This is a genomic window from Ulvibacterium sp. (assembly GCF_965248315.1).
GTDB lineage: Bacteria > Bacteroidota > Bacteroidia > Flavobacteriales > Flavobacteriaceae > Ulvibacterium.
In genome coordinates this window covers 2,481,119-2,500,265 of the sequence record NZ_CBDFIX010000002.1, presented here as the reverse complement: position 1 = coordinate 2,500,265, position 19,147 = coordinate 2,481,119, and the positions used below count along the sequence as shown (strand labels likewise).

Sequence of the window (19,147 nt, the reverse complement as noted above, 5' to 3'; positions counted from 1 at the left end):
CTATGAAATATCTAAAAATAAAAGTTTTTTTAAGTCTTATGTTATTCATAGTGTCCTGCTCTGACTTTTTGGAAGAGGAACCTCGGGACCAGCAAAGTGTTGATCAATTCTTTTCGGAGCCTGGACAAGCTGAAAGTGCCGTAAACTTTCTTTATCAGAATGGGGCTCCCGATATGTATCTAGTCCAAGGGGTTTTTAGCGGTGCGCGAGTCATGTATCTACAGTATCTCTCCGGTTTTTTTGACAACGAGTTCAACGGTCAGGAACGTCAGGTAGATCTTGCCCAACAATTGGCCATTTCGCCCACTGAAATAGATGCCACGTTGAACGGGATATGGCAAGATCTTTATAGAGGTATCGCTGGGGCCAACCTTGCCATTGCCAATATTCCGGATACGCCGGGCCTTTCCGAAACGGAACGTACGAATCTCATTGGACAGGCCAGTTTCTTCCGCGCCTTTGCATATTTTTATCTGGTACGTATGTTCGGTGATGTACCTTTGATTACCGAACCCGTAGGTGCCTTGGAGGAGGTATTTCTACCTCGTTCCCCGGTTTCCGAGGTGTATGACCTTATCGTTTCGGATTTGAACGTGGCTACAACGTCAGGAAGTTTGCCTAATGGCAATATGGTGAACAACGGTTTTCGCATCACTAGGGAAACTGCCCTAATGCTCTTGGCCGATGTTTACTTGACCATGAGCGGAGCGCCCCTATCCGACAATCGCTATACCAATGCAGCGGAGGCAGCAAGAGCGGTAATTAATAGTGGCGCGTTCTCTCTTGTCCCCCATGATACAGACGGGGAAGGAAATGTTATATTGGAAAACAGTGCCTATAACAAAATGCGTAAGGCAAAGACCTTGGCCGAAGATTATATCTATCAGATTGAATATGAAGTCGGTATCCGTTCATTTCCCTATCCGCAATGGTCATTTCCCGCCTCCACTAGCGGTAGTGTGGGATCGGCCTACGCGAATATCAATAATGCGTATGGCCCACGACCCGAACTCTATGCACAGTATGACCAGGTGCTAGACCTTAGGGCACAGGAAAAGCAGTATTTTCATACCACCTTTACCACTACGGGTGGCGATGAGATTACCTTTCCTGTGACTCCTTATATCTGGTTGGACGAAGAGGTCTTTTTTACGACAGCACAGTCCGCCAAGAATTTACGAGTGTATAGTTATCCTGAGGCCTTATTGGTCGCAGCGGAAGCCATTGCCCAATCGGAAGGGGTTACCGCCGAGGCTGTTGATTATCTCACCCAAATACGGGCAAGAGCTTACTGGACCACGGATCCCGAGACTATACGGGCGGAGCTCGCCGGGCTTTCGGTAGGCGATTTTGTGGAAGAAGTTTGGAAAGAAAGAAATCGTGAATTGATATTCGACTCAAAACTTTGGTTCGATATGGTACGGACACGTAAATATCCCGCCGGTGCAGATGGCGATGTTACTTTTGTCGATTTGGTAGGCAGACAGAATACCTTTGGCCAAACCTTTGAGGAAAAGCATTTGCTATTGCCCATATCGGATTCCGAGATACAAACAAATCCCGAGTTGATTCAAAATCCTGGGTATTAAATCTAAGAAAAGAGGGGCGCATAGTTGCCCTGCGATCGAATTCAAAATACAAATCTTTTTGTTGTAGTTAGTTTAGTTTGAGTTAGTTTGGAAAACCGGTGTACGTTTCGTCACCGGTTTTTTTTACTATGTTGTAACCGGTTCATTCCAAAGCAACTGAGTAATTGGGTTAGTAAAAAGAAGCTCTTTTCCAAGCAGGTCATTGCTCTAGCTGGCAAGTGCCACACGTACTTTTTTTTGGTCCCTAAAAAATGAATCTTCATGCATTACTTTGGAAATAGAACTATCCAATTGTTCTGTACTTAAGGGTTTCTTTATGAAATCGATGGCTCCATGCGAGTAGGCCTGAAGTTCAAATATGGGCCTGGTAGAGTTCATAATCACCTCCACCGGTTTCTTGAACATTCTTTTAAGTGAGAATCCGTCTATTTCGGGCATTTCAACATCCAGAAGTACAATATCCACTTCCATGGTATGTATCGCTTTCAACCCTAAGAAAGGATTGGTAAAAGCACCTAAGAGTTTTAATCTTTTATTTTGTTGTATCAACTTGGAGGATATCAAAAGTTGGATAGGGGAATCATCGATTACGATTATGTTCAAAGGCATGGCAAGTAGGTTTTAAGTTAGTAAGGGATAGTGAGAACAATAAAGTACAGGATAATCTTACAAAAAATGGATGTACGGTCAACTAAATCGACAAAGTACCGATTCATTTTGGATACCTTCAATTTCCCAAGGGGAATTTAAAATCATTATCTTGGGAATATTCAAGAATGCCAATGAAAAAAATTGTCTCCCTACTATTCTTATTTGTAGCTACAACCCCCTTATACCAATGCCATGGCCAGAAAGCCAAACCCAATGCTCGCTATACCATTAAAAAAGGTGACCCTAATGGCATAGGGAAGTGGTATATGGGGCGTGAAATTGCCCATGTTATGGGTTTCCAAGGCATGGGGTGGTTAGATCGCACGGACCGTGAAGACGAAGAAAATACCACCAAGCTCTTGGAGAACATGAATATCCAAATTGGTGACACCATAGCCGACATTGGCGCCGGTTCGGGCTACCATGTATTCAAGATGGCGGCCATGGCCAAAAAAGGTCTTATCTATGCCGTCGATATTCAAGATGAAATGTTGGCCGAGATGCGCAGGAAAAAAGAAAAAGGCCGGGTCAAAAACGTTGCTCTCGTAAAAGGAAGTGAAAAAAGTGTGAACCTACCGAAAAATTCGGTGGACAAGGCACTCCTTGTGGATGTCTACCATGAGTTCAATTATCCCATTGAAATGATAGCTTCACTAAAAAAAGCGCTTCGGCCCAACGGAAAACTGTTTCTTATCGAATATCGTGGTGAGGATGATAGAGTGCCCATCAAAAAGTTACACAAAATGACCCAGGTGCAGGCTGTACAGGAAATGGAGGCAGCGGGTTTAAAACTGGAACGGAATATCGGCAACCTCCCTTGGCAACATTGTATGGTCTTTGTTAATGAGTAAGCGTTAAGGACTAGGTCTATTCAATGACAAGTTCCACCTTATCGACCAACTGCCATTTCCATATAGTCCACGTACATGGTCCAATCTCCCTTACTGACCAAAATGCTAAGTCCTGGTATCTGAAATATTCCTTGAGTGTTGAAAGTTCTTCTGAAAATTTTGCATTTTGGGTGGAGGAAGTATTTTCGGAATTGGAACACCCTAAAACAAATAAGGTGACCATCAAAACCCTAAAAAATTGGTTCATAAATTCTTTTTTTAGGAAGCTATCAAATTACATGTAATGGAGTATAACCAATTCCATTTGTCACGATCACTTGGAACTATAAAAGTTCGGAAAAACAATGATGAAACAAAAACTGTTTTCAGAATACTAAGAAAAAACATCCTATCTTCATAGCTAGGATAAGTTGTACCTATGACCACCAAAAAGACTTCTCGCCTGCTCTCCTTGGATGCCCTGCGGGGTTTTGATATGTTCTTTATCTCCGGAGGCGGGACTTTTCTGGTGCTTTTAAAAGGGAAGACGGAAATACCCTGGATAGATGCTTTGGCCGATCAACTAAAACATGTACCTTGGAACGGCTTTGTTTTCTACGACTTTATTTTTCCATTGTTTCTATTCATTGCAGGAGTCTCGCTTTCCTACTCGCTGAATAAGGGTCTCTCCATGGGCCTTACCAAGTACAACTTGTATAAAAAGGTTTTTGTACGAATGTTAATTCTAATCGGATTGGGAATTCTCTACAAGAACAGTCCGTTTCCTTTCTTTGAGCCATCCGAAATACGTATGGGTAGTGTTTTGGGTCGCATCGGATTTGCTTGTTTTATCACTACCCTATTATACCTGAATTTTTCAAGGGTCCAAAGACTCTATTGGATCGCGGGTATTCTTATCGCTTATTATGCCTCCCTTTTCCTTATACCAGTACCTGGCTATGGAGCGGGAGACCTATCTTTTGAGGGCAATCTGGTGGGATGGTTCGACCGTACTTTTTTACCAGGACGTCTTAAGCAGGGAGACTATGATGAGTTAGGCCTGCTGACCCAATTCCCGGCACTCTGCATCACCATTTTTGGAAGCTTGGCGGGGGATATGCTTCGAAGTAACGCCACTGAAAACAAAAAAACGTTGAACCTGATTCTAATTGGGGCGATCACTGTTATTATTGGACTTATCTGGAATCTGCATTTTCCTATAAACAAACGGTTATGGAGTAGTTCTTTCATTATGCTTACCAGTGGGCTGTCTTTTTTGATATTGGCCTTTTTCTACTTCATCATTGATGTAAAGGGTTTCAAAAAATGGGCTTTCTTTTTTAAGGTCATCGGGCTCAATTCCCTTACTGTTTATTTGGCCTATCGCTTCATTGATTTTTCATATACCTCATCCACACTTTTCGGAGGACTTTTTGACATCTTTCCCGAGAAATGGCATGAGGTACTCGTCGCTTTTGGGGCCACTGCGCTGGTATGGCTCTTTCTGTACATTTTGTATAAAAAGCAGATCTTTATAAAAATTTAGCCCTTTCTCAGAGTAAGGACCCATTACGCAATCTAAACTATGGGCCTGTTTAGAAGAAAAACCGAGAACATTTGTTCAATTGTGTTCGGATGAATGTATTCATACGAGTTATGGTTCCTTTTCCCAGGGTGAATCTCTATCTCGTATTATTTTCATTCCAAACCACCGCCATGAAAGGATTATTTCGATTTTCACTTGTCTTAAGTTTTATTTGCTCTTCTTGCTTATCCGACTCTTCGGAAACCGTTTCTGAATCTCAAACCCAAAATCTATATCGTTTGACCACCGATGTAGGAGACCAATACAGTCCAAAATTCTCAAACAACGGTAGGTATCTTGCCTATATCTCTACAGAACACAAGCGTGAGGATATCTTTATCTATGATTTTCTTGAGAAGAAAAAAATAAAAGTGACCGACTCTATTCACCACAATGAGGATATAGAATGGTCTCCTGATGACCAATTCCTTTCCTTCACCTCCTATTTGGATGGCATACCGACCGTGCGAGTTTTTAGATTGTCCGATGCTACCATTAAAAGTATTACTAAGGAAGAACAAAAGGCCTCTGATGCCAAATGGTCCCCCGATGGTCATACGCTTGTTATGGATTTTAATCAAAAAGGGAAAGACCTATGGTCATTGGATATAACTTCCTCAGAATTTACACAACTCACTAAAATGGAAGGTGATGAGATCAATTTTGGCTTTTCATATGATGGGAATTACGTGGGATTCAATTCAAGAGGGACCCCATTTCCACACCTCCATACCCTAAATTTGAGAACCAAGGAAATTATTCCGTTGGTCAGCGACGAATCTGGATTTGAATGGCATCCTAGATGGTCACGTATGGCATTTGAGGTAATCTTTTATAGCACTTGGAATAACGAAATGACGGATATTTGGGTTACTGATGGATCAAAAGAGGGATTGTTTAGGGTCACCAACCGTGAAATAGAGGAATTTGGCCCTGCGATGAACTATGATGAAAACCTTATTGCTTACTTTTCCTGGGACAAATCCAACGAAATAAAGGTATATGACCGAAGAACGAAATCGGAAAAAAGTCTTTTGCTAAAAAAAGAAATCATAATAGAATGGAACCCTATGAACTGGTCTCCCTTTGATAACAGATTGGCATTTGTCGGCAGACATGAAAAAGATCGTTTGTACTCCTTTTCCTTTAAGGATAGCTTAGTTACATTGGTTATGCCCAATGGTCCCAACAATTATGAAACTGATGCCAATATAAATGATATTGGCACGTACCTCTTGTTCAATGATCAAAATAACATAGTGATCAGGAATATGCGTACAAGCAAGGATGTCATCATCGCCCCAGCGGAAGATCATCAGCTTGACATTAATCCTATGTGGGTTCCAAGTTCAAACAATCAAATTTCCTTTATCCATATTTCCGGAGGTGCTTCCGACACCAACAATGTTTGGATTATGGAAAAGGATGGCAGCAATAAAAAACAACTAACCGACATTGGGGGAATTAAAAATTATCAGTGGATCGACCACGATAATCTTGTTTTTTCCTATGACCCAGATACAAGTTATGGCAATTATGATATCTGGACGTTCAATTTGTCATCCAATACCTACCGCCCATTAGTACAAGATGAAAACACTACGCTTTATGCATCCAGCGTTTCCAGGGACGGTAAAAAACTACTTTTCTCAGGGGATTTTGACGGTGCCGAAAAAATCTACAAATTGGATTTGGATAGACCCAATAACTTCCAGGAAGTTGTAAATACCTTGGATGGCGGTAGCTCCCCCGTATTCTCACATTCCGGAAAAGCAATTGCCTTTGTATCCAACAATAATGAGGAGCAATACTATGATATCTATGTGATGGCCGAAAACGGAGGCGCAGTAACCCGAATCACTAATTCCCCGGAGCGTGAACATGGGATAGAGTGGATGCCGGATGATCAAAGCCTATTGTTTTCTGCCAATAAGGGCAATAAGGATATTTATCTGGTTGATGTTGATAAAAGAATGGAAGAAATAAATTAGTCTTGCTTATAGAATTTCAGACTTAGGAATACCCCATTTCCTAGGGCCTCCATGCATATCCAACTTTAAAGAATAAAGTCCGGGCCATACGTTCCAGCTCAAATTGTTGATTTGAGAAAGTATTTTCAAAACCGGACAAATTATCAACATAACCTAAAAATAGTACAGATCTAGGATTCAGTCTATAGGAGAGAATTAACTGTGTAAAAAAGGAACGGTCAACAGCATTGACCTCATCCATGTAGAGCTCTGGATTTCTCGAAGTGTGACGGAATTGTGCCACCGTTTTAAAAATGAGTTTGGTGCTGAAGTTATAGGCCGCTTGCAATTGGGACAGATTGGCGGTAAAAATGGCATTGCCGGAAAGGTGAAGTCTTTGGTATTGATGATTCAAGGTCATTTCTATGCGATTTCCGATTCGGATATCGGACTCAATGCGAAATTGCAGGTTATCGGCCTTTCTTGTGTTTACAAAGTCTACCGCCGGGCCTAGGTTAACCCAGCCATTAATACCTAGGTTGCCCGTAGGTTGTATGTCAAAACCTGTCCAAAATCTTGGTAATCTAAAAGTTACCCCGTTAAATCTTTGCCAAACCAAATCGGGATTCAACCATAGATTCAATTGCAGGGGGCCATTAAAATAGGCACTTGTCCATATACCTTCAAAATCCAAGATTCCTTGAGTGGATTCTCTTCGAAAACCCCCGGCGTTCCATCCTATATTTTGGTACCAAGTCGCTTCTTTTGGCCAGAACTTCTTTTCTACATACATTCTATACCTTCTATAGTCTACTTGAGGAACAAAACCGGCATCGGCCCTAAAGCCCTTGGTACGGTTTTCAAAAATTAAGGCACCCTCCCAGTTTCGGGTTTCATAGTTTAGCTGTAGGTTATACGAATTACCTGTAACATCCGAATCGGAAATTCCATTTTCTTCTGTTACCGAATCGGAATAGCTACTTTTTGAATGCAAGTATTGTGCTCTAATAACCAAGGGTTTATAGGGTCTGAGAAAAAAGTCAAATCCGCCTAGGTGATTGTAATAGGTTTCGGCATCTCTTAAGGTATACAAAACCCCAACGTTATAGTTTTCACCTATGTCCCTTCTGTATCTCCCTATGAAGTTCGAAACATTTTCGTCCACCGATATATTCTTGGATTCCTGAAATCCCGGAATTATAAGATGGTTTATCCGGTCCTTGGCATATACCAAACCAAATGCATTTTTCCTTACTTTCCCGGTAATCTTTGATCCAATAGAGGGATCTGCAATAGTTCTTGAAAAAAAAGCATTCAACGGCGTGTTGAAAAAGTCGTTGCCCTCCAAGAAAAAAGGTCGCTTTTCCGGAAACTGCAACGCAAATCGGTTGTTTACATCCAATTGGGCATCATCTGCCTCCACTTGTGAAAAATCAGGATTAATGGCCAAATCAAAAATAACATTGGTGGTAATACCCCAACGGGCATTCAATCCCAAATTTGTTTCAACATCCCCTTTCCGTAGAGATCCACTGGGAAATTCTGGATTTTCATCAAATCTATTCAGTGTCAAAGTAGGGGTAAATTCCAAATTCTGTCCGGACTTAATCGCAGTAAATCCCGATAATAGATCGGCTTGGCACAAAAGACAATTGTTATTTTGGTCAATAGGTATTGTACGAAATTCCTTTTCCAAACTTCGCGGGTAGGCACGGAATCCAAAAAACCGCCATGACATATTTTCCCCACTATTTGGGAACCTCAGCGATTTAAAAGGAATTGCGCCTTCAACATGATATCCCGTTCCAGTAAGTTTACCTTTGGAGGTCCAAATGGCATCCCAAGTGAGGTCGGAATTTCCACTTTGCTCATCATAAAATCCGTCCTCTTGAGCTCCATAAGGGTTGATCGAAAAGAAAAATGCCCTTCTAGAATCGTTAAATGGGTCTAAGAAAATAGAGACATAATCGTTGTCATCCAGCCTATCCCTGTCCGTTATAATCGCTCGTATTTTATCAGGATCATCATCATTTGCTTCAAATGAAAAATAGAAATTTTCATTGTCGTACGCCATCCGTAATATCGTCTTTACCTCTGCCTTTATATTGTTCCCAGGATTGGTTTCATATTCTAGTAGAACAGGGCTGGCTTGCCTCCAAATCGCTTCATCCAGTTCGCCATCAATTGCAACAAGGTTTTCTTCGATTTTTTCAATCCGATAGGTCTTGCTTTCCAATTCCTGCCCAAAAACGTAAAACGGAAGGATAAGTAGAACCAGCTTTCGTAAGACTGTGGTCATATGATTTAAATAAATTGCTCAAAACAATGTATTTGAAAAAAGACCACAATACGGTGAAATCGGCCCTACTTCCGTAGTGATTCCCCCAAGTGCACAAATTTAGTTATAGGCCTACATTAGTAATTGAATAGGTATATAACTATTGAATCAGTTGGGCGTATCCTTAGAATCAAGATGGTCCACCCTAAATGAATTCCTATTTGTTTAAAAAGTCAAAAAATCCATAAGGACAAACCGAAACCCATTTAAAGGAATTTGGGTTTAGACATGGATTTGGGCACTACGTAATTTAGTGCATTTGCTTCTATTTGTACGTCTTGGCCTTTGGCTGCTATATTTTATTCAGTTCTTTAAAATAAATTGTAGATAATGGAATTTGGTATTAGTCATACAAATGAAAACTCATAAATTAGTCGTCCTCCTATCATTTTTATGTATAGCAGACTGCATATTTTGTAATGCCCAAGAATTGGATGATAAAAGTCTAATTGAAACAATCATCACCGAATGTTATGTAGAACCCTTATACCTCAATGGCAATCTTGATAAAATAAAGCAGGGATTCCATAAGGAATTCACCATGTACGTATTGTACAAGGGTGAATTTTATATGACGTCCAGAGCAAAGTGGATTGAAAATATCAAGGCGACCCGCGCAAGGAACTTACCTCAAAAAAATTATAGTTGGCAATTTGAAATTATCGATTATGAAGGACAAACCGCTATGGTTAAACTTCGTATAGATGAAGAAAGAGAACTGAAATATGTGGATTACCTTACCCTATATAAATTTCAAGACGGCTGGAAGGTAATTACCAAACAATTTTCCATGTTCTAGGTTTAGTACATTTCTCCATTACGGACCGATCCATTCAGCCTTCCAGTCGGTTTTGTCCAAAAGTCCTACGGACCAATGTTTAATTGGGCTCCAATCGCTTAAATCTCCATTGGTGTCCCATACCCTTACTTTCCAATAATACGATTGTAGTGATTGCAATTCCTTTCCTTTAAAAACAATCTGATCGGTTTTATTTGATTTAACCCTACCCGAATCCCAAATATCGGGCAGATTACGGGAGAGTGCTGTGGAATCACTGGCTACCAGTATCTGATATGCAATTTGGCCCTGGCCTTTTTCTTTGGATTTAAGCTCCCAACTTAATCGTGGTTGCAAGATTTCAATGCCAGATGGGTTTATCAAGTATTCACATCTCAAATCGTCGATGGTAATGGAAGCGGAAATGTCCGATACACAGGCTTTCATGGCAACACCCGTAATTAAAAAACCCATTGCCACAGAGCCGATCAAATGTTTTATTTCCATAGAATTTTTCTGTTCTTCCTAGCTCGGTATTCAGTATATCCATAAACAACTGAGCTCAACAAAGCTATGTTTTAAATCTATGAAAAAACAACTATTTGTAGTTTTTTTTCTATACATCATTATTTTGTGATATTTTTTTCTACAATACATCCCTACCCCCATAACAGCTTTGTTTGCAGCCGGTTTTGAACAAGGTAGCTGAAGCCATATCATCTAAAGGCGGATAACACTTTGATTGATTCTTAGAACAAATGTTTTTAGTAAACCACTGATAAGCCTAAATGAAGTAGGTGGTCTCACCTATAAAAATCTCAAAATGTGGAACGCAAATGAAAAGAATACATACAAATTTTCGATTACGGTACAAGTCGTATTTTATGTACAGCACCGGTGGATAGTTCCAATAGGTACAGACCCTTGGAAGTTGGGTCGTGCCATTCAAAAATCAATTTATCGCCATCAGGATGCCATTTGGCATGAAGTTCTTGACCTGGTAAATTGGTAATTCTTTCCACTTCGGTTCCATCGGTATTCATTAGGTAGAGGTTGTAATTCCCGGAATCGCTCAATTTGGGGTCATCCCTGTTGGAGTGAAAGACGATCTTATCCATAGCAGGCGAAATTTCGGGAAACCAATTGATACCTTCCAGAAATGTCAATTGCCGAAAGTCCGACCCATTGGAATCCATTTGAAAAATATTATAGGTACCCCTTTGTTTAAAATCAGAAGTAAAAAGTATTTTATCGCCTATTATTTTTCGGGGATACCAGTTTTCACCATCAGGATTGTAAAGTTCCCTTATCCGTGAGCCTTTCTTGTCCATGATGTATATTTTCGTTTTACCATGCTCAAGAATGGAATTGAAAATGATTTCATTACCCATATGTGACCAGGTTGGTTCCACATTGTATCCGGGCAACTGCGTAAGTTGATTCAGGTTTTCGCCATTGGCGCTTATGGTAAAGATTTGTGACCCGTCTTCAATGTCGGCATGAAAAAGTATACTTTCACCATCAGGTGACCAGACGGGGCCTTTTTTGATTCGAGCTTCCGGAAAAGTCGTCAGCTGTCTAACATTTTTACCATCAATATTAGCGGAGTATATTTCCCAAACATCTTTTGATGTATCCTTAGCGTAAATAAAAACAATCTTTGTTCCATCTGGTGAAATATCCGGTCTCCCGATATGACCTTCCAACTCTTGGCGTTCCGATTTGCAATTTAAAAGGAGTAAGGTGGATAAAGCAAGGAACAGTCGTTTTTTCATAGTTTCATATATATCCTACTCGTAATATTTAATATTTGGTCACTCTATAAAACCTTACTCCTCGCCTACTACGTAGCCCTCATTGGGATTCCACTTATCATATTCCATATATTTGGCCGTTTCCAGTGCAACATCTTTAGAAATTAATCTTTCCACTACACGTAAGGCGCCATCAATACCCGCGGAAACACCGGCTGTTGTCACAATCTTTCCATTGTCTACAAAACGGACATTTTGTAAAACCTCGGTATCGGTAAAGGTTTCTTTTAAACGTTCCGTGCTCCCGTACCACGTAGTTGCCTTTTGGTTCTTGAGCAGACCGGCATCCCCTAATAAAAATGCCCCTGTACAAACGGATAAGAAGATTTCGGTCCTTTCCCAACTATTTCTGATCCAATCAATTACGTCCGAGGTTTTTCTGGATTTACTGGTGGCTCCTCCTGGAATTACTATAATATCAGGTGTAGGACAGTTTTCAATGGAGTAATTGGGTACGATTTCCACAAAACCCTGACTTTTAATATGATCTGCACCATAAGCAACGGTGTATACATTAAATAAAGAAATCCATTGATCCTTCTTGGTTTTAATGGAGGTAGCTGCAAAGACCTCAGCAGGGCCGCTAAAATCCAACAACTCCACTCCCTCATATAGAAATATGGCCACATTTCGTCTTTTGGGGGTTTCATTCTTCTGGGCATTTCCATCAGCAGAGAAGAAAACAAAGCATAATAGAACCAACAGCTGAATTTGTTTCATAATCGGTTTTTGTCAAAGTAAGGGTCAAAACGGTTTTTGATCATGAAATAACGTTTAGGTTTTGTGTGTATAGAACCAAATGGACAAAAAAACCAGCAAAATCAGAAACGGTGAAAGTAAAGCCATGTATATACGGTTGGATGCGATCCATCATTCTATATGTAACCTGGTTGATTTAAGAAAATGTTATTAAAAAAAACTTAGCTGGTTTAAAAGCTTTATTTATTTTAGGACATACCTAGCCAAGATTATGAAGCTTACATTGTTCAAAATACTTTGCCTAGTTACGCTGTTCGACGTTTTCCCATCAACTTTATTAGCACAGCAAGAAAGTGTATCGATTCAGGATAAAAGATACGTTTGCCCACCTTGTGGCTGTTCCAATGACCATTTAGTATTTGGGGCACCGGGGGTCTGTACAGTTTGTGGAATGCCATTGATAGAAGAACCAACGGGGATAAAAGGGCGTATTTCCAATACAATCGAAGTTACCTATACCAACTCTACCTTCAACCAAATCTATCCTAAGCTGATTTATCCCGCTTTTTTTATTGGTCTTGCCCTTGGACTTTTATCCCTCCTATCCCTTGGTTTAGGGAGAAAAAAATTCCTGAATCCTTTTTTGGCCGCGATAATCCTGGTCTTAGCACTATATGGATTGAAAAATCAACTGTTTGGTGTCCCCTACGGTATGACCGATTCCTTTCAATCCCTTTTTACGCCTATTTCATTTATTGTAATCTTAGGTCCCCTGCTCTATTTCTACAATAAAAGTGTCCTAAGTACCAATTTTAGATTTAAAAGGCCTTACTTCCTGCACTTTGTCCCAGGGTTGATCATATTTCTATGGTATTTAAGTACCAGTCTGACCGAGGAATCCACAAAGCGGGAGCTAATGCATTCCCCTTTCGAGGTCGTAATAAGTCATTACGAGCAAAGTATTGCGGTCCTTTTCGGATCGATTTATTTTGCAATTTCCTTTAGAGCGTTTAAGAAGTGGAAGTCCAAGCATGCCCTTAGAAACCATACATTGTCCGCCTGGTTGTTACGATTCAACTATACCTTTCTCGGTATCCTGATCATTTGGGGCCTGTTAATCTTTGTCAACTACTGGATCTATAGTTTCGGTATTGCCACCTTACTTTATCAAGTTTTATGGATGTCCTATGGACTTTTTATTTACTGGATCTGTTTCGAAATAATGAACAATCCCAAATTCTTTTTGTTGAACAAAACCAACAACGGTGTAAATGGATTGGTATCCATTACCAAAGCTGAGTTAAATAGCATAACAGATCGATTGGAGTCCTTAATGCGTGTGGAAAAAATCTATCTAAACGAAAAACTCAGTCTTAATGATGTGGCCCAAAATCTGGAGGTAAACCCGAAGTACCTCAGCATGATCCTCAATAATTCAATCGGTAAAAGCTTCTACGAATATGTAAATACGTTTAGGATAGAGGAAGTAAAAGATCTAATGATCGATCCGGTCAATAGCAATATCACTATTGAGGCCATAGCAAATAAGGCAGGATTTAATTCCAAATCAAGTTTTAATACGATGTTCAAAAAGGTCACCGGAATGACCCCAAAAGAGTTTATGAAATCCTATACCTCAACTTGATCGGAACCAAGAATCTCTTCCTAGGTTTGACCAAATTTCTTAAAATGTACATATACATCAATACGGACATTCTTTTTGATTAAAAAACCGTCCAACCAGGATAAATGTATCACATTAGATCATATCTGGATTTTCGAAAAGAAACTCATCCCATGCCAAAGTCAAATTTTCCCAAAAAACGCAGTTTTGCAAAAGCCATTCCCTGCCTTGTAGTTTTCCTTATTTTATGCTGCAGCTTGTATTCCCAAGCCAACGAAAAAAATGTACGACATATCCGTCCAGCTTGGTCCCCATCCGGAAAATTCTTTGCTTACCTGTCCAATGAAAAGGGTTCATATCAACTATATGTATCGGAATTTAAAACCTTGACTTCAATATGTATTACGGACCTAACATCGGACGTAACCCAATTTAAATGGTCTCCCAAGGAAGACCAACTTCTCTTTTTATCAGGAAAGGAGCTGTTCAACATAGATAGGGATGGTTCTAACTCAAAATTAGTACATACAAAACAAAATATAACTCCCTTCTTTTTTGATTGGACACCGGACGGCAAAAACGTTACATATAGCTGTTCATCATCGGACAACTTTACCAAAATCTGTACAAAGGACTTGAGCAATGGCAATGTAATCCAACTTACCGTGGGAAGATACGACGACAGAAATTTTTTCTGGTCCACGGACGGTCGAAAGCTGGCCTTTGGTTCGAGTAAAAATGGGAAGTTTGAAATTTATACCATGGACACAAAATCAGGTACAATTAAAAAACACTCCCGACTTCCTAACAATTCCATCGACCCGGTATTTTCAAGGGATGGTAAAGTCCTCACCTTTATCCATGACAGCGATGGAAACAATACAAACTTTGATGTCTACTTGGTAGATAAAAAAGGAGAACAAAAACGTATATGCAATTGTAAAGGTTATAATCTACCGCTTTGGCATCCTAATGGAGAACAATTACTGATCAATTCCAATAGAAACGGTTTTTGGGAGATTTATATCTACGAACTAGAAAGTTCCACTCCCACAAAATTAAGTGATGGATTGGCATTTTCGGTTTCACCGGACGGGTCACATATACTTGTACAATCCAATAAAGCTCAGGGTTCGTCCATTTGTTTATTGGATTTTCAAGGAAACAAAAAATCAATTTCAGAGCTCATTAAAGCTGACTAGGGCCCAAAGCACAGTAGATATATTTATAGAAACTACCTATCGAAGTTTGTACCGTATTAAGAAAAATTACCCCCTAAAGCCAAAAGAAAAAGCCGATAGTGGGGTACCGGCTTTTACTACTAACTCAAATATTAAGAACGTTCCCAAAATGGGCATGACAAAATTATAGGGTTCCTAAAGAAAGTAGATTAAACCTAAGTTAAGGAATTGGTCATCCAATTGGTTCTTTCAATGTAAAAGAACAATTTATATACTGACGGTAAGCTTTCGTCAAGTCCGGTGTATCGTATTATTTTTCCCAATTGGATTTATCAGTTCTCAGACATTGATTTACTTTTGTGCAGAAAGCATACTTTGTTTAGAGTTATAGGACTACAATGGCATCAGGATTTTTTGCAGTACTGGACGACATCGCGACCCTTATGGACGATGTTGCCTCGATGAGTAAAATTGCAACCAAAAAAACAGCTGGCATATTAGGCGATGATCTAGCCGTAAACGCGGAAAAGGCATCCGGATTTGTTTCTTCACGGGAAATTCCGGTACTATGGGCCATCACCAAGGGGTCCTTTTTAAACAAGCTTATTATTCTTCCGGCGGCATTTTTGCTCAGCGCTTTTCTACCCTGGGCCATTACGGTTATTTTAGTATTAGGAGCTATCTACTTGGCCTATGAAGGCGGGGAAAAGATTTACGAGTATTTTTTTCCGCATCAAAAATCCCATGCAAAAATCCACGTAAAAGAAAGGACGGAAAGTGAAATCCTCGCACTGGAAAAAAAGCGTATCAAAGAGGCCATAGTAACCGATTTTATTTTGTCCGTAGAAATTGTGATTATTGCCTTGGGCACCGTTTTGGAGGAACCTCTGGTTACTCGGATCATAGTAGTTTCTGTGGTTGCGATCATCGCAACAGTAGGGGTATATGGTATTGTGGCCCTACTTGTACGTATGGATGATTTTGGAAACCGACTGATCGCACTTAACACTAAAAGCCACAGTTTTTCGGATGTTATGGGAACGTTTTTGGTTCGTGCCTTGCCCAAAGTAATCAAGGGACTATCCGTTATCGGTACAATTGCCCTGCTTTTGGTTGCCGGGGGAATCTTTATCCATAATATTGACTTCTTACATCATTTTCTACCCAGTCTTCCTTCGCTGCTTCAAGAATTTATCGTAGGTCTGGTGGTAGGATTGATTGGGCTACTGGTCGTAAAGGGTTTTCAAAAGATGTTTAAGCAATCTTAAGGCAATCCCAAGGGCAAGTCCGATAATTTCATTAATTTGACTTTTTAATAGAAAACAACACATCATGTCCAAGGATTCCGGAAAAATGTCCCGAAGAACGTTTATCAATAGCAGTACTACGGCCGCCTTGGGATTTACCACCTTAAACTCTTTTTCAAATTCAAAAAACGAACCTTTGTTGGGTACAAAACCGGGCAAAATCAAAATTGAGGAAGTAGACTCCAATTTTGAGCGAGAACCGCTGATTAAACCGTATCGATTTAAAGGAAGTGGGGTTTCTGAAATCTGGCAAACGGTCTGCTATCTTAAAAGCGATGCCGGAGGTACTGCAATCGGACTAGGTACGCAAGGGGTGTTGTGGTCGGATTCCAAAGTGTTCTTCGGTCACTCCGAAAATGGAGGAAACGCCATCATGTATGCCATGAGCGAAAGGGCCATCCAAATGTTGAAAGGTGTTTCCTTTACCAGTCCCGTAGAAGTTCTGGACGAATTGCTCCCCGAAATTCTGGCCTATGGCAAGAAGATTTCAGGAAATCCAAATATGCGCAAAACATTTGCGCTCAATTCCCTGGTATGTGTGGATAACGCCCTTTGGAAGCTCTATTTTGACCATAACAGATTTGCGGATTTTGATGCCATGATCCCCGAGGAATACCGACAAGGGTTGTCCCATAGGCATACCAAAGTCGCCAGTATCCCTTCCTTTAGTGTAGGCACCCCGGTTTCGGAAATTAAGGCCGCGGCCGATAAAGGCTACTTTATCATGAAATTGAAAACCGGATCTTCCGGAACGCAAGAGGAAATGATCAAAAAGGATATGGATTTCCTTACAGATTTGCATAAGGCCATCGGGGATTACGAAACCCCATATACTAAAAACGGGAAAATCCCCTATTACTTTGATGCCAACGGTAGATATGAGCACAAGGATACCCTAAAGCGTTTTCTGGACCATGCGGACAAAATAAAAGCTTTGGATCAAATTGCTGTCTTGGAAGAACCTTTTGACGAGTTCAATGATGCTTTTGTTGGGAATCTGGGTGCACGCATTGCAGCAGATGAGAGTGCCCATACGGCCGAGGATGCTGCCAAACGTATAGAACAAGGCTATAAATCCATTGCGGTCAAGGCCATAGCGAAAACCTTGAGTATGACCCTAAAAATTACCCAATTGGCCTTTGAACGGAATATTCCATGCTTCTGTGCGGACCTTACCGTAAACCCTATACTCGTGGATTGGAACAAATCTATTGCGGCGAGACTTCCCCCTTTTCCCGAAATGAATCTGGGCCTTCAGGAAACCAATGGCCATCAATATTATAAAAACTGGGATACCATGATGGGGCACCACCCTATGGAACAGGCCAGTTGGACGCAGACCCGGAACGGTATCTATCCCATTGAAAAGGAGTTTTATAAGGAAAGTGCCGGGATCTTTAAACCATCCGATCATTATGTGGAAATGTTCCAAAGAATACGGAGATAATACATGCAAAAAGGCCAAAAACCTAAAGCTTTTGACCTTTTTGGATGGACGGGTCTAAAATCTATCGATGGTAATGTAATGCTATCTGACCCAATTGCCCCACAATTTTAATGGAATCTTTCATGGACAATTTAGAACCATCCGCATGTATCCATCGTTTTAAGGGTTGTTCACAAATTAATTGCTTTGCTTGCTCCCTGCCGTAGAATTTCCGCATACGCATAAAAATTTCTACATCGAACAACCATTTGGTAATAAACTTTTTCCGGAAAACGGTGGCGGCAATTTCCCTATCCATAATCTTTGCGCCACATTGCGTATCCTTAAAAGGCATGCCCAAAATGGTTTGGATGATAAGATTTATGGTTTTACTGATTATTTTTCGGGCGGATTCCTTGGTAATATCCGCTCCCATTCTACTAATTCGGGAACCACTAACTATTTTAAAATCCGAGTTTTCAATGGTTTTTGCCAAATCATCGAAATCCCTAAAATCCGTTGATAGATCGGCATCCAGAAAACCTATATAATCAAATTGTTGATCCTTGATCAAATGTTGCATACCCTGCCTAACCGCTTCGGCCTTGCCTCCATTTTTCTCACAGTTGTATACACTGATGTTGGTAGGGTTGGCTTCCTTTAATTCCTCCAAAACGGCTAAGGTATTGTCCGTACTACCGTCATTTACAAAACAAAGATGATAGCCTAAGTTTTTATGGGCAAACGCCTTGAATTCAGAACTTAAAAGTCGTTCTTCCTCATTGTAGCAGGGAATAACCACCCCAATACAGTTCTTTTGTAGCATACGGGTATCGCCGTACTCGTTTATGACGGCCCCCGAAGATTTGGGCATACCGATAATACGCTTGATCCTAGCCGCCATTTCATCCAAACTTACCGGTTTCTTCATGTAATCATCGATTCCCAAAGTAAAGCCGTCCATAATCACGTTCTCATCTGTATTTCCAGACATAACCAAAATAGGCGTTTTTGAGTCCCTGATAAAGCGAATATGTTTTACTACCTGTAAGCCGGACATATCGGGCATATTGATATCCACCAATACCAAGTGCGGTTGAAACGATTCGTATAAATCGATGCCGGTTTGACCGCTATTCGCAATTTCCACTTGATATCCCAATTCAGTCAATCGTTTTTCTACAGAAAGTAAAATAAGCTGTTGGTCGTCTATTGCTAAGATTTTCATAGGTTAAGATTTTAAATAAAAATTCGGTTATAAATTTCAATAATTATAGGTCAAATGTAGGGGCATCTGACGCCTTTTGGAACGGACAAAAGATGGATGGCAGTTTTCTGTAGACGAATGGATGCTA

The 19,147-nt window shown here is 40.4% G+C and carries 16 protein-coding genes; 9 read left to right on the top strand and 7 right to left on the bottom strand.

Annotated elements, in window-relative coordinates; all coding sequences use genetic code 11:
* Positions 1-2 precede the first annotated feature (2 nt).
* The gene (locus ACP2AF_RS12460) at positions 3-1,589 is read left to right on the top strand and encodes a RagB/SusD family nutrient uptake outer membrane protein (RefSeq protein WP_425236484.1); all 1,587 of its coding nucleotides are present in this window, start codon (positions 3-5) and stop codon (positions 1,587-1,589) included.
* Positions 1,590-1,796: 207 nt separating this feature from the next.
* On the opposite strand, the gene ACP2AF_RS12455 is transcribed toward ACP2AF_RS12460, so the two are convergent.
* Positions 1,797-2,198 (bottom strand): LytR/AlgR family response regulator transcription factor, encoded by a 402-nt coding sequence (locus ACP2AF_RS12455; protein WP_425236483.1) that lies wholly within the window; start codon positions 2,196-2,198, stop codon positions 1,797-1,799.
* Positions 2,199-2,371: 173 nt separating this feature from the next.
* Between ACP2AF_RS12455 and ACP2AF_RS12450 the strand changes: the two genes are divergently transcribed.
* Entirely contained in the window at positions 2,372-3,091 is a 720-nt protein-coding gene (locus tag ACP2AF_RS12450; protein WP_425236482.1) for a class I SAM-dependent methyltransferase, read from the top strand.
* A gap of 16 nt (positions 3,092-3,107) precedes the next feature.
* Here ACP2AF_RS12450 and ACP2AF_RS12445 read toward each other — a convergent pair whose 3' ends face one another.
* Positions 3,108-3,338 (bottom strand): hypothetical protein, encoded by a 231-nt coding sequence (locus tag ACP2AF_RS12445; RefSeq protein WP_425236481.1) that lies wholly within the window; start codon positions 3,336-3,338, stop codon positions 3,108-3,110.
* A gap of 171 nt (positions 3,339-3,509) precedes the next feature.
* Between ACP2AF_RS12445 and ACP2AF_RS12440 the strand changes: the two genes are divergently transcribed.
* Entirely contained in the window at positions 3,510-4,616 is a 1,107-nt protein-coding gene (locus tag ACP2AF_RS12440) for an acyltransferase family protein (protein ID WP_425236480.1), read from the top strand.
* Between the two features lie 170 nt (positions 4,617-4,786).
* On the top strand, positions 4,787-6,646 hold the full coding sequence (locus ACP2AF_RS12435) for a hypothetical protein (RefSeq protein WP_425236479.1): 1,860 nt from the start codon (positions 4,787-4,789) through the stop codon (positions 6,644-6,646).
* A 40-nt stretch (positions 6,647-6,686) separates the two neighbouring features.
* Here the strand turns inward: ACP2AF_RS12435 and ACP2AF_RS12430 are convergent, their stop codons facing one another.
* Positions 6,687-8,924 carry a DUF5916 domain-containing protein gene (locus tag ACP2AF_RS12430; protein WP_425236478.1) on the bottom strand — a complete coding sequence of 746 codons (2,238 nt, stop codon included), beginning with the start codon at positions 8,922-8,924 and terminating at the stop codon, positions 6,687-6,689.
* 394 nt (positions 8,925-9,318) lie between these two features.
* Here ACP2AF_RS12430 and ACP2AF_RS12425 point away from each other — a divergent pair, with 394 nt between their 5' ends.
* Positions 9,319-9,762, top strand: a complete 444-nt coding sequence (locus ACP2AF_RS12425; protein WP_425236477.1) for a nuclear transport factor 2 family protein — start codon at positions 9,319-9,321, stop codon at positions 9,760-9,762.
* Positions 9,763-9,780: 18 nt separating this feature from the next.
* On the opposite strand, the gene ACP2AF_RS12420 is transcribed toward ACP2AF_RS12425, so the two are convergent.
* The 3 genes from ACP2AF_RS12420 to ACP2AF_RS12410 all read right to left on the bottom strand — a co-directional run bounded on the left by ACP2AF_RS12420 (position 9,781) and on the right by ACP2AF_RS12410 (position 12,275).
* Complete coding sequence (locus ACP2AF_RS12420; protein WP_425236476.1) at positions 9,781-10,248, bottom strand: hypothetical protein; 468 nt, start codon at positions 10,246-10,248, stop codon at positions 9,781-9,783.
* A 356-nt stretch (positions 10,249-10,604) separates the two neighbouring features.
* The gene (locus ACP2AF_RS12415) at positions 10,605-11,516 is read right to left on the bottom strand and encodes a TolB family protein (protein ID WP_425236475.1); all 912 of its coding nucleotides are present in this window, start codon (positions 11,514-11,516) and stop codon (positions 10,605-10,607) included.
* A 54-nt stretch (positions 11,517-11,570) separates the two neighbouring features.
* A complete protein-coding gene (locus ACP2AF_RS12410) occupies positions 11,571-12,275 on the bottom strand; it encodes a DJ-1/PfpI family protein (protein ID WP_425236474.1) in 705 nt (234 codons plus the stop codon).
* A gap of 430 nt (positions 12,276-12,705) precedes the next feature.
* On the opposite strand from ACP2AF_RS12410, the gene ACP2AF_RS12405 reads away from it, so the two are divergent.
* The 4 genes from ACP2AF_RS12405 to ACP2AF_RS12390 all read left to right on the top strand — a co-directional run bounded on the left by ACP2AF_RS12405 (position 12,706) and on the right by ACP2AF_RS12390 (position 17,813).
* A complete protein-coding gene (locus ACP2AF_RS12405) occupies positions 12,706-13,899 on the top strand; it encodes a helix-turn-helix domain-containing protein (RefSeq protein WP_425236473.1) in 1,194 nt (397 codons plus the stop codon).
* 152 nt (positions 13,900-14,051) lie between these two features.
* Complete coding sequence (locus ACP2AF_RS12400; RefSeq protein WP_425236472.1) at positions 14,052-15,080, top strand: hypothetical protein; 1,029 nt, start codon at positions 14,052-14,054, stop codon at positions 15,078-15,080.
* Positions 15,081-15,457: 377 nt separating this feature from the next.
* Positions 15,458-16,327 (top strand): DUF808 domain-containing protein, encoded by an 870-nt coding sequence (locus tag ACP2AF_RS12395; protein ID WP_425236471.1) that lies wholly within the window; start codon positions 15,458-15,460, stop codon positions 16,325-16,327.
* A 64-nt stretch (positions 16,328-16,391) separates the two neighbouring features.
* Positions 16,392-17,813 carry an enolase C-terminal domain-like protein gene (locus tag ACP2AF_RS12390; RefSeq protein ID WP_425236470.1) on the top strand — a complete coding sequence of 474 codons (1,422 nt, stop codon included), beginning with the start codon at positions 16,392-16,394 and terminating at the stop codon, positions 17,811-17,813.
* Between the two features lie 61 nt (positions 17,814-17,874).
* Here the strand turns inward: ACP2AF_RS12390 and ACP2AF_RS12385 are convergent, their stop codons facing one another.
* Entirely contained in the window at positions 17,875-19,020 is a 1,146-nt protein-coding gene (locus ACP2AF_RS12385) for a response regulator (RefSeq protein WP_425236469.1), read from the bottom strand.
* Positions 19,021-19,147: the final 127 nt, after the last annotated feature.

Coding starts and splice junctions, on each gene's coding strand:
- ACP2AF_RS12445 (WP_425236481.1), bottom strand. CDS start 3,338: ATGAACCAATTTTTTAGGGTTTTGATGGTCACCTTATTTGTTTTAGGG.
- ACP2AF_RS12435 (WP_425236479.1), top strand. CDS start 4,787: ATGAAAGGATTATTTCGATTTTCACTTGTCTTAAGTTTTATTTGCTCT.
- ACP2AF_RS12450 (WP_425236482.1), top strand. CDS start 2,372: ATGAAAAAAATTGTCTCCCTACTATTCTTATTTGTAGCTACAACCCCC.
- ACP2AF_RS12395 (WP_425236471.1), top strand. CDS start 15,458: ATGGCATCAGGATTTTTTGCAGTACTGGACGACATCGCGACCCTTATG.
- ACP2AF_RS12430 (WP_425236478.1), bottom strand. CDS start 8,924: ATGACCACAGTCTTACGAAAGCTGGTTCTACTTATCCTTCCGTTTTAC.
- ACP2AF_RS12425 (WP_425236477.1), top strand. CDS start 9,319: ATGAAAACTCATAAATTAGTCGTCCTCCTATCATTTTTATGTATAGCA.
- ACP2AF_RS12390 (WP_425236470.1), top strand. CDS start 16,392: ATGTCCAAGGATTCCGGAAAAATGTCCCGAAGAACGTTTATCAATAGC.
- ACP2AF_RS12385 (WP_425236469.1), bottom strand. CDS start 19,020: ATGAAAATCTTAGCAATAGACGACCAACAGCTTATTTTACTTTCTGTA.
- ACP2AF_RS12415 (WP_425236475.1), bottom strand. CDS start 11,516: ATGAAAAAACGACTGTTCCTTGCTTTATCCACCTTACTCCTTTTAAAT.
- ACP2AF_RS12410 (WP_425236474.1), bottom strand. CDS start 12,275: ATGAAACAAATTCAGCTGTTGGTTCTATTATGCTTTGTTTTCTTCTCT.
- ACP2AF_RS12400 (WP_425236472.1), top strand. CDS start 14,052: ATGCCAAAGTCAAATTTTCCCAAAAAACGCAGTTTTGCAAAAGCCATT.
- ACP2AF_RS12440 (WP_425236480.1), top strand. CDS start 3,510: ATGACCACCAAAAAGACTTCTCGCCTGCTCTCCTTGGATGCCCTGCGG.
- ACP2AF_RS12420 (WP_425236476.1), bottom strand. CDS start 10,248: ATGGAAATAAAACATTTGATCGGCTCTGTGGCAATGGGTTTTTTAATT.
- ACP2AF_RS12405 (WP_425236473.1), top strand. CDS start 12,706: ATGCCATTGATAGAAGAACCAACGGGGATAAAAGGGCGTATTTCCAAT.
- ACP2AF_RS12460 (WP_425236484.1), top strand. CDS start 3: ATGAAATATCTAAAAATAAAAGTTTTTTTAAGTCTTATGTTATTCATA.
- ACP2AF_RS12455 (WP_425236483.1), bottom strand. CDS start 2,198: ATGCCTTTGAACATAATCGTAATCGATGATTCCCCTATCCAACTTTTG.